This window comes from Candidatus Nanogingivalis gingivitcus (genome assembly GCF_004151455.1).
Lineage (GTDB): Bacteria > Patescibacteriota > Saccharimonadia > Saccharimonadales > Saccharimonadaceae > Nanogingivalis > Nanogingivalis gingivitcus.
Genome location: NZ_PRLK01000014.1, coordinates 1 through 10,510, shown reverse-complemented (window position 1 = coordinate 10,510; position 10,510 = coordinate 1). Strand labels below are relative to the sequence as shown.

8 protein-coding genes are annotated in these 10,510 nt (G+C 27.2%); 4 read left to right on the top strand and 4 right to left on the bottom strand.

All coding sequences use genetic code 11. The features are described from left to right. The coding region (locus G6CMJM_RS03050; protein WP_129719006.1) for a GtrA family protein at positions 1-322 on the bottom strand (322 nt) is incomplete at its 3' end. Beyond that, the gene (locus tag G6CMJM_RS03045; protein ID WP_129719005.1) at positions 322-1,266 is read right to left on the bottom strand and encodes a glycosyltransferase family 2 protein; all 945 of its coding nucleotides are present in this window, start codon (positions 1,264-1,266) and stop codon (positions 322-324) included. The genes G6CMJM_RS03050 and G6CMJM_RS03045, both read right to left, overlap by 1 nt. 68 nt (positions 1,267-1,334) lie before the next feature. Between G6CMJM_RS03045 and G6CMJM_RS03040 the strand changes: the two genes are divergently transcribed. From G6CMJM_RS03040 to G6CMJM_RS03025, 4 genes are read left to right on the top strand one after another with little or no spacing between them, the layout of a single operon-like run. Continuing rightward, positions 1,335-2,156 carry an ABC transporter permease gene (locus tag G6CMJM_RS03040; protein WP_129719004.1) on the top strand — a complete coding sequence of 274 codons (822 nt, stop codon included), beginning with the start codon at positions 1,335-1,337 and terminating at the stop codon, positions 2,154-2,156. A gap of 4 nt (positions 2,157-2,160) precedes the next feature. Beyond that, positions 2,161-4,320 carry a glycosyltransferase gene (locus G6CMJM_RS03035; protein ID WP_129719003.1) on the top strand — a complete coding sequence of 720 codons (2,160 nt, stop codon included), beginning with the start codon at positions 2,161-2,163 and terminating at the stop codon, positions 4,318-4,320. A gap of 5 nt (positions 4,321-4,325) precedes the next feature. Next, positions 4,326-5,489: an ABC transporter ATP-binding protein gene (locus G6CMJM_RS03030; protein ID WP_129719002.1), complete on the top strand. Its 1,164-nt coding sequence runs from the start codon at positions 4,326-4,328 to the stop codon at positions 5,487-5,489. Positions 5,490-5,502: 13 nt separating this feature from the next. After that, positions 5,503-7,662, top strand: a complete 2,160-nt coding sequence (locus G6CMJM_RS03025) for a glycosyltransferase (protein ID WP_129719001.1) — start codon at positions 5,503-5,505, stop codon at positions 7,660-7,662. Between the two features lie 48 nt (positions 7,663-7,710). Here the strand turns inward: G6CMJM_RS03025 and G6CMJM_RS03020 are convergent, their stop codons facing one another. Continuing rightward, positions 7,711-9,804: an RICIN domain-containing protein gene (locus G6CMJM_RS03020; RefSeq protein WP_165302699.1), complete on the bottom strand. Its 2,094-nt coding sequence runs from the start codon at positions 9,802-9,804 to the stop codon at positions 7,711-7,713. A gap of 58 nt (positions 9,805-9,862) precedes the next feature. Beyond that, positions 9,863-10,432 carry a hypothetical protein gene (locus G6CMJM_RS03015; RefSeq protein WP_129718999.1) on the bottom strand — a complete coding sequence of 190 codons (570 nt, stop codon included), beginning with the start codon at positions 10,430-10,432 and terminating at the stop codon, positions 9,863-9,865. Positions 10,433-10,510: the final 78 nt, after the last annotated feature.

The window sequence follows — 10,510 nt, the reverse complement described above, 5'->3', positions numbered from 1 at the left end:
AAATATTAGATAAAATAGAAGTTATAATGTAAATAACTAAAGTTTGAATTACCCATAATCCAAATAAAGTTATTATTGTGAATGAAAGAAATTCCTTTATGTTTTCTTGTTTTGTTTTGTTAGTACTATTAAATGTTATCTTTTTATTAAGAATAAAAGAAAGAATAAAAGTTACACCTGTTGATACTATATTAGAAAATACGACATTTATACCTAAAGCTTTAAGACTAAAAAGTATAGCAAAATCTAAGGCAGTATTAAAAGCTCCAATAGTAGCAAACTTAATTTTTTGATTTTTAAAAAATGACTGTAATTTTTTCATTATTTTTTTGATTTATATTTTTTATAATCTTGAATTAAATATGTAGGCCTATTTTTTGTTTCAATAAAAATTCTACCTATATATTCACCAATAATACCTATAGAGAGTAATTGAACTCCACCAAGGAATAAAATAGTTGCCATAATTGAGGTATAACCATCTCCAGTTGGAACACCAAATAAAGGTCTTATTAATAAATAACTAATCCATACAAAAGAGGCTGTAGATATAATAAAACCTAAATAAGTTGAAATTCTTAGTGGAGCAGTAGTAAAGCTAGTAATTCCTTCAATAGCTAAATTAAATAATTTACGATAGTTCCATTTTGTTTCACCAGCTGCTCGAGGGTCTCTTTTGTAAGTTATTTCTTTTTTATTAAAGCCAACCCAAGAAAACATCCCTTTAGTGTATCTGTTTGATTCACGCAATTCTTTTAAAGCTTCTATAGCTTTACGATCTAGAAGTCTAAAATCACCAGTATCTCGTTGAATTTCAATATTTGAAATTTTATCAAGTATTGAATAAAACCAGTGAGAAGTTGATTTTTTAAGCCATGTTTCACCATCCCTAGATTCTCTTTTGGCATAAACATCATCGTAGCCCTCTTCCCAGTATTTTATCATTTGAGGTATAAGTTCAGGTGGATCTTGCAGGTCGGCATCAATAATAACTAGTGCATCACCAGCAGCATAGTCAAAACCAGCTAACATAGCATTTTCTTTGCCAAAATTACGGCTTAAATTAACATAAGAAATTTGATTATTCCTTTTAGATTCTTCTACAATTAGATCCATAGTATTATCTTTAGAGCCATCATTAATAAACAGGAATTCAAAGGAATATTTTGGGTTATTTACTGATAATGTATTAAGTCTTTTAAAAAGTTTAGGTAATACCTTAGATTCATTATAAGCTGGCACCATAATTGTGATTGTTTTCTTCATAATTAATATTATTATACAACAGAAAGATATATAAGAATATATCCCTATAAGCGTGGTATAATATAGATATGAAAATTATGGAGTTTTTTAATAAAAAAAATCGTATTTTATTATATGAATTAGTAAAAACAGATTTTAAATTAAGATATCAAGGTTCTGCTTTAGGTGTATTATGGTCCGTTTTAAAACCATTAATGCTATTTGCAGTAATGTATGTTGTTTTTGTTAAATTTCTTAAATTTACTGATGGGACTCCAACTTATCCGATAGTCTTACTTCTAGGTATATCATTATGGAGCTTTTTTACAGAGGCTACTACTGTTGGTATGCAATCTATTGTAGGACGTGGCGATATACTTAGAAAAATTAATTTTCCTAAGTATATAATAATATTGTCTTCAATGTTTAGCGCTTTAATTAGTCTATTTATTAATATTATTGTAGTATTAATATTTGCTATATTTACAGGTGTTAAATTAAGCTGGCTAGTATTATGGCTACCTATGAATTTTTTACAATTATTCGTTTTAGCTTTAGGTATTTCTTTATTCCTTTCTACTTTATATGTAAAATTTAGAGATATAGGACATATATATGAAGTTATTCTTCAAATAGTATTTTATTCTGTACCAATAATCTATCCTTTATCACAAGTAGCTAACTTTAAGGTTTTTGGTATTTCAGCACAAAATATAATAATGTTAAACCCTGTAGCTCAAATTATTCAGGATATCAGGCATAACTTAATTGCTCCAGTTACTACACCGACTACATGGGGAATGGGTGGAATATTGTATTCATTAGTGCCAATAATTATAACAATAATTATATTAATAATTGGTGCATTATACTTTAATAAAAATAGTAAAAAATTTGCAGAAATGATTTAGTATTATGAGTAAAAAAATAGATATATCATTAATAATTACAGCCCATAATGAAGGGCTGTTAGCGCATAAAACAATATTATCAGCTTTTAAGGCTATAGAAGAACTTGAAAAAGAAAAAATTAGTTATGAAATTATTGTTCATATAGATAATGGTGATGAATATACTAAAGAATATTTTAAGCGTTATGAAAATGATAAAAATATAAGAATTTTTAATAATAATTTTGGTGATTTATCTTCTTCTAGAATTTTTTCTGTAAAAAAAGCTAAAGGTGAATATATAGCCTTTGCTGATGCTGATGACCTTTATTCATCTAATTGGCTTATTAGTTTTTATAATCAAGTAAAAGGTAAAAAGGATACAATAGCGCATTTTAACTACATTCTCACTTTTGGTGGTTGGAATACTATACTTGAAGATTTAACAGATTTAAATGAAAAAGATGAATTTTTATATGCTTTTGATAGTAATGTTTATGGATCTCCTTGTATGCTTCATAAAGACATTTTTTCAGATATTAAACAAAGAGCAAACATCCCCCCATTTGGCTATGAAGATTGGCAGTGGTATGTAGATACTATGGCTAAAGGATATAAACATAAAATTGCTAAAGGTACAGTTTTATTTTATAGAAGAGATCCTATAGCCAAACCATCATTACTTAGTGGACAAGTTAATAATAGAGCTGTTTTATCTAAGAGCGATTTTTTCGATTTTGATATTTTAAAGAAAAAACTTTCAGAGTGGAGCTTTAAAGATATTGAAGAATATGTTAGAGATCATCATGATGCAGAAGGTAATAATTCTGAAAATAAAATTAAATATCTTACCTATAAAACATTAGTATTTGCAAATAAATTTTCAATTTATAAAAAAATTAGAAATACAATAAAAGAACCTAGAGAAAAAAATACTGAAGAATTGCCAGTTTTACCAGATGATCTTGTTAAGGAATGGAAGGATATTAATAAAATAGAAAAATTATTATATCCTGATCATTATATTCTAAAGAACCATTTTATTTATTATTTACCCAATAAAAAAACAGCTAAAATGTATCTAGGTTTAGTGAATGGAATGAAAAAATGTCCAGATACACTAGTATTTTTGCCATGGCTTAATCATGGCGGGGCAGATAAATTATTTATTAACACTTTTAATGAGCTGGCAAAACAGAATAAAGATTGGCATATATCATTAGTTCAAACTGAACGGAGTGATTCTCCTTGGCAAAATAAATTAAGTACTGATATTGATTTCGTAAAACTTAGTGATATATCTGAAGATATAGGGTACGAAAAACAAATAGATATTTTTGCTTCATTTATTGTGCAAAATAATATTAAAAGACTTATTATTGCTAATTCTATGTTTGGCTATAATTTTATACTTAGGTATAAAAAATTATTAGAATATTTAAATATTAAAATATATATATATGCCTTTAATGAAAATATAAGTGAGTATGGTAGAATTGGTGGCTATATTCATGAGCAAATTCCGTTGATATATAATTCTATATATAAAGTTATAACAGATAACTCATTGATGCCAGAAAAAATGATTAAAGAACATGGCTATACTGTAGATAAACACCAAACACATTACCAATATGTAGAAGAAAAAGTTATTGCCCCAGTAAAAAAAGATAAAGAAAAACTTAAAATATTATGGGCAAGTAGAATTTGCTATCAAAAAATGCCAGAAATTTTAGCAGAAATTAATAAGAGAATTTCTAGTGATTTTACTATTGATGTTTATGGCACGTTAGAAGATTTTTACGATTTAGACTTTATAAAAGAAAATAATTTAAATTATAAAGGTGTATTTAACGGTATAAATTCTATACCTACTAACGAATATGACTTATATTTATATACTTCAAATTCTGATGGTATGCCAAATATTTTACTAGAAATAGCTACAAAAGGTTTGCCAATTATAGCACCTAATGTTGGAGGTGTGGGCGATTTTATAATTAATAATGAAACAGGTATTTTAATAGATGATTATAAAGACGTAGATACCTATTTGAAAGCTATAGAAAAAATGAAAGATAGTAATTTTAGGTATAAGCTAGCTAAAAATTCTCAAGAATTATTAAAAGACAAATATTCCAAAAATAAGTGGAAAGCTAGAATTAAGGAGATTTTTGATAGGTAAGAAATATGAGTAAATATGCATTAGAAGTTAAAAATGTTGTAAAAAGTTTTAAATTACCCACAGAACAATCAAATGGGATTAAACAAGCCTTTGTTAATTGGACTAAGGGTATAAAAGGATATAAAAAGCTAGAAATTTTAAAAGATATTTCCTTTAAAGTAGAAAAAGGTGAATTTTTTGGAATTGTAGGTAGGAATGGGTCAGGAAAATCTACACTTCTAAAAATAATTTCACAAATATATACGCCAGATTCTGGAAAAGTTAAAGTAAATGGAAAGTTAGTCCCTTTTATTGAATTAGGTGTAGGGTTTAATCCAGAACTCACAGGTAGAGAAAATATTTATTTAAATGGTGCACTTTTAGGTTTTTCTCATGAAGAAGTAGCTAAAATGTATGATGAGATTGTAGATTTTGCAGAGCTACATGAATTTATGGACCAAAAACTTAAAAACTATTCAAGTGGTATGCAAGTTAGATTAGCTTTTTCTATTGCCATTAAAGCACAAGGTGATATTTTAGTGCTTGATGAAGTTTTGGCTGTTGGTGATGAAGCTTTCCAACGTAAGTGTAATGATTTCTTTATAAAAATCAAAAAAGATAAAAGTAAAACTGTTATTTTAGTAACACACGATATGGGAAGTGTGAAAAAATATTGCGATAAAGCTATTTTTATTAGAGATGGTGAAGTAGTTATATCTGGTAATAAAGATGATGTAGCTAATTCTTATATTGAAGAAAACTTTAAAATTAAAGAAACTAATTCTACTAAAAAAATAGGTTCTAGTGAATATGTACCTTTACTTAAAATTAAACCTATAAGTAAGCAAATTTTGAAAGCCAATGATAAATTTGAATTTGAAATTCAATACGATTATACAGGTAATGGAAAACCTTATTTAGCTTTTTCTATTCAAGATGAAAGCAGAAATAGTACTATTTATGATAGTGGTCAATTTCAAATTAAAAAAGGAAAACACACAATTCGTAAAAGAATGCCATTAAGTATATTTAATAATACTGATTTTAAAATAGTTGCTGCAGTAAGGGTAGATGGTAAAATAGAAGCATTTACGAACGAAGCAAATTCTTGCTTATTCTCTATCAAGGATAAGAAAAATGAAGATTATGCCTTATTGAAAGATATTATGATAGAAGATATGAAAGACTAGAAGGGGTAAAATAATGAGAAAAAAGGTATTATCAGTAGTAATTACAGCACATAAAGAAGGATTATTTTTAAATAAGACACTTCTTAGCATTAGTAATGGTTTAAATAAAATTAAAGATGAATATGAAATTATTATAAACCTAGATAATAGCGATAAAGAAACTAATAGAATTGCTAAAATATGGGAAAATAAAGATGAAAATATTAAGGCTTATAAAGTTTCTTTTGGTAATCCAGCAGATAATCGTAATGATGGTATAAATAAAGCAAAAGGAACCTATATTTGCGTTATTGATGGTGACGATTTACTATCAGAAAATTGGTTCAAAAAAGGTTTAGAAGAAATTAAAAAACATAAAAAAGATGTTATTTTAAGGCCTGAATTACATTTACAATTTGGCTATAATGAATATAGATATACTATTTGGAAAATGCGTAGCTCTTCAGATAAAGCAACCGATGCCATTCAATTAGCTTATTGGAATTTATGGACAGCATGTTTGATAGCGAAAAAAGACACTCTTAAAAAAGTACCATATAAACCTGCTTTAAATGGTTTTGGATATGAAGACTATTTATTCTGTACCGATACTAGAGCTTTAGATATAGCACATATAATAGTGCCGGAAACTGTTGTATATTATCGACGTAGGAGTGATTCTGTAAGTACAGAGCATATTAATACTATCTTAGAATATTCTGATCTTTTTGATATAGATTATTTTAAATCATTACCATTTAATAATATTGAAATAAAAAATAATATTAGTAAAAAGTTTAAAGTAAAACTTCAGCGCAATTTTAAGAGGGGCTATCGTTTTGCTTTTGATACTGCTAAAAAAGTTCATACTCTTAATAATCTTATAGCTCCAAGCGTTAGGGAGATATTATATAATAAAAACCTAAAGAAAATAGGTAAATGGGTTGTAGATGATCTTAAGGAAATTAATAAAATAGAGAATCAACTATATCCAACTAAAGGAAATATATCATTATTAGGATTTCATCCATTAAGTTTTAACCCTTATGAAAATTCTTATGGAGTTATGTATCAAAAACTTTGTAGACAGTTAACAGGTAATAAAATAGATTATCTCTTTCTAGCTCCAGCTATGAGTGGTAGGGGAGGAACTGAAAAATTAATAGCTAATTATATAAAAGCTATTAAGAAAAATTACCCTAATTGGAATATCGCAATATTATCAACTAAACCTTATAATGAATTAACTTTAGATTATTTTAAAAATTTAGACGTAGATATGCTAGATTTTGGTAGAATTACTTTAGGTGTAGGTAGTTATGAAAAAGATATAATTTGGTCAAGGTTATTAGTACAATCTAAAGTTAAAAGACTACATATAGTTAATGATGAATATTGGTATAGGTGGATATCAAGGCATAAAAAATTAATTATAAATAATAATTATAAAGTCTTTGTATCTTTATTCATGAGAGAATTTACACATGAAAAAGATAGAATTTTAACTTTCGCTGATCCGCACATTTCAGAAAATTGGGAAGTAATAAATAAAGTATTTACAGATAACCGAAAAGTTATTGATGAAGCTTTAGAAAACAATGCTTTTGAGGAAGAAAAGATGATTGTTCATTACCAACCACAGGATTTTAGTGAAATGAAAAAACCTAAAATTATTGATAATAGCAAACCAATAAGGATACTTTGGGCAAGTAGAATATCTTACCAGAAAAGGCCTGATTTACTTAAAAAAATAACAGCTAAACTAGGCGACGATTATATAGTAGATGCTTATGGAATTTTTGATGAATCGCAAATTAATAAAAAATTCTTTAATGGATCAAAAGTTAATTATAAAGGCAAATTTAATGGTATTTCTTCTATAGATACTAGCCAATATGATATTTATTTATATACATCTCAAACGGATGGTGTACCAAATATTTTAATGGAAGTTATTAGTGAAGGTCTGCCAATTGTGGCATCTAATATTGGTGGAATTAGTGAAGTAGTAAAAGAGGGCGAAACTGGTAAATTAGTAGATCTAGAAGACTTAAAAGGGTATATTAACGCTATAGAAGAGCTAAGAAATAATCCTGAATTAGCTAAAAAATATGCAACTAATGCACAGAGTTTAGTGAAAGAACAACATTCTTGGGATAAATTTTATAAAGTTATAAAACAAGATATAGCTTAAAAAACTTATAATAAAAAATAGTGGATAAATTCCACTATTTTTTATTTATTACTGTTTTCTTTCCACCAACCATTTCTGTACATCACCACTATGATTATCCCATACAACAGGCTTTATACCATTTTGATTAATAGGGTTTAAATCTATAGCTTTATTACTATTACAACTTGATAGAATATTAACTTTGCCATCCCTATTAATTATTGACCATTTTTGATGACAGCCACCATTATATTCCCATGTAACTAGTTTTGTACCATTTTTAGCATTTATACCACCAGGCATATCGATTACTTTATTAGTTAATTTATTCTTTATTACATAGAAACCATCTGAAGTTTTTTCAAATAGCCATTGATGACTTAAATTATTTGAATAGTCTGATGATAATAAATCTGAGTTAAGGAATTTTGAGGCTGTATTTTTAATGGTGAAAACTTTTTCTTCTAGATTATTTTCATCTATTTCTACTATTTTTATTTTTTGAGGAATACCATTATTTCTTTTCCAGGTTTTAAAACTTGAACCATCTACATTATTTGGGTTGATATCTATAGCTTGGTTTTTGTTACAAGCTGATATTATTTTATGGTAACCATCTTGTAAAATAACTTGCCATTTTTGGCTGCAACTTTGATTTTTATCTTTAAAAGATATATTAGTGCCATTTATTGGAGATTCACTATCTATAGATAAGAATTTATCTGTATAATTAGTTTTTATGTAATAAAATCCGGTAGAATTATCCTTTATAAAAATATATTCTTGATTTTTATTTTTGGTAGGAGACCATATTACGGCTCTATTATCGTAAGTATAATCAATATATTTATCACTATAGTTTATGAGGTTATATTTTTTGGATGTATTAATATTAATGATATTAAAGTTAGAATCATTCGGCTCCACCAACCATTTCTGTACATCACCACTATGATTATCCCATACAACAGGCTTTATACCATTTTGATTAATAGGGTTTAAATCTATAGCTTTATTACTATTACAACTTGATAGAATATTAACTTTGCCATCCCTATTAATTATTGACCATTTTTGATGACAGCCACCATTATATTCCCATGTAACTAGTTTTGTACCATTTTTAGCATTTATACCACCAGGCATATCGATTACTTTATTAGTTAATTTATTCTTTATTACATAGAAACCATCTGAAGTTTTTTCAAATAGCCATTGATGACTTAAATTATTTGAATAGTCTGATGATAATAAATCTGAGTTAAGGAATTTTGAGGCTGTATTTTTAATGGTGTTAGTTAGAGGGGATACCTCAACATTACTTTTAACGGGTTGACCTATTCTTTCACTTGGATCTATAGTACTACCAAACCATTCATTAAAAAACATAAAGAAATTACGATTACCATAAGCACCACAATTAGCTGTACCAGGGTAATTGTTTAAAGCTTCATTATTAGGGGTGTAAGGGGTATAGATATATAAACTTAGTGTTGCAATATTTTGAATATATACTCTTTTAGTTCCACAACTAGGATTAGGACTATATTGTATATCATTCCAACCTATTTTATATCTGTAACTGTTAGCATTGTTACGATAATAATTTAACTGCCAAGCTGCTAAATTAATTTGTTTATATAATCCTGCTTTATTATTATCACAATTGGCACTATAGCCTGGTCCGCTATCTGGGCAAGCATACCCCATAGCATATTTATACTGCATTTTTAAAGCCCATTTATCAGCTGTTAAGGGGCCTATAGATTCTTTTTTAAGCATCACAAGAAGAACTTGTGGATTTATATTATATTCTTGTGCTGCGTTATAAATCATTTGAGCAGCTGAAATTCCACCTTCAAACCAACCACCACCTTTTTCGAAAGAAGTTTCGCCGGTATTAGGATTTTCATGATAAGTATTAATACATGAATAAGGAGGTCCTTGCCAACCTTTAACTTGTTGAGCGTATTGCGCATTAGTAAGATTACCGTATCCAGATTTTTCTGTACCCCAAATATCACAATGGCCAATCTGCCAATCTAAAAAATTCTGAATTTGTTGTACGGACATAGAATTTTTATTATAAAAAATACTATCACTAATAATATTTCCAGCATTAAACTCTTTAGCTGATATAGCGTTAGCTTTTGATAACATATAAGCTACCCCTATTACAGATAGGAGGATAGGAAGAAAAATGAATAAATATTTCTTCCTATTTGACTTCAAATTTAATTTCATTTGTTTCTCCATGAATATTATTTTGATCAAAGCTTAATTTATATATCCAATTGCCTTTATTCATATTGGAAGTATCTATTAATGTTGTTCTACAACTTGTAGTTTGTGGAGAAGGTAGTAATTCAGTATTTTTTGTAATTATTTGATTATTAGGCCCATTTAGTGTTATTTTGCAAGATCCTTGATCTATAGATAAATTTGATATTTCTCCACGTATTTCTATATTTTTGCCAATATATTCGTACGATGTAAACATAGATACCGTGTATGTAGGATTTTCTTTTTTATTTTGAACTGGTTTTTGAGGAGTATCAGAATTTGTTATTTTTTCTTCTTTATTTTTAATTAGTTCACTATTACTAATTTCTTGTTTTTTGGGCTGAGATTCTTCCTTTACAGAAGTGGGAGAGTTATTTGTAGGATTATCTTTTTTATTATTTAGTATATTTAGGCTATAATAAATAGCCCCTGCTATTAAAACGAATAATATAATAATTGCTATATATAATTTATATTTTTTTGGTTTTTGTTTATTTATTTTCATATTACCTCTTAAATATATTTTAACATATAAAATACATAAGCACAAACTAGGATATTTTAGGCAAAACTATAGTAATAA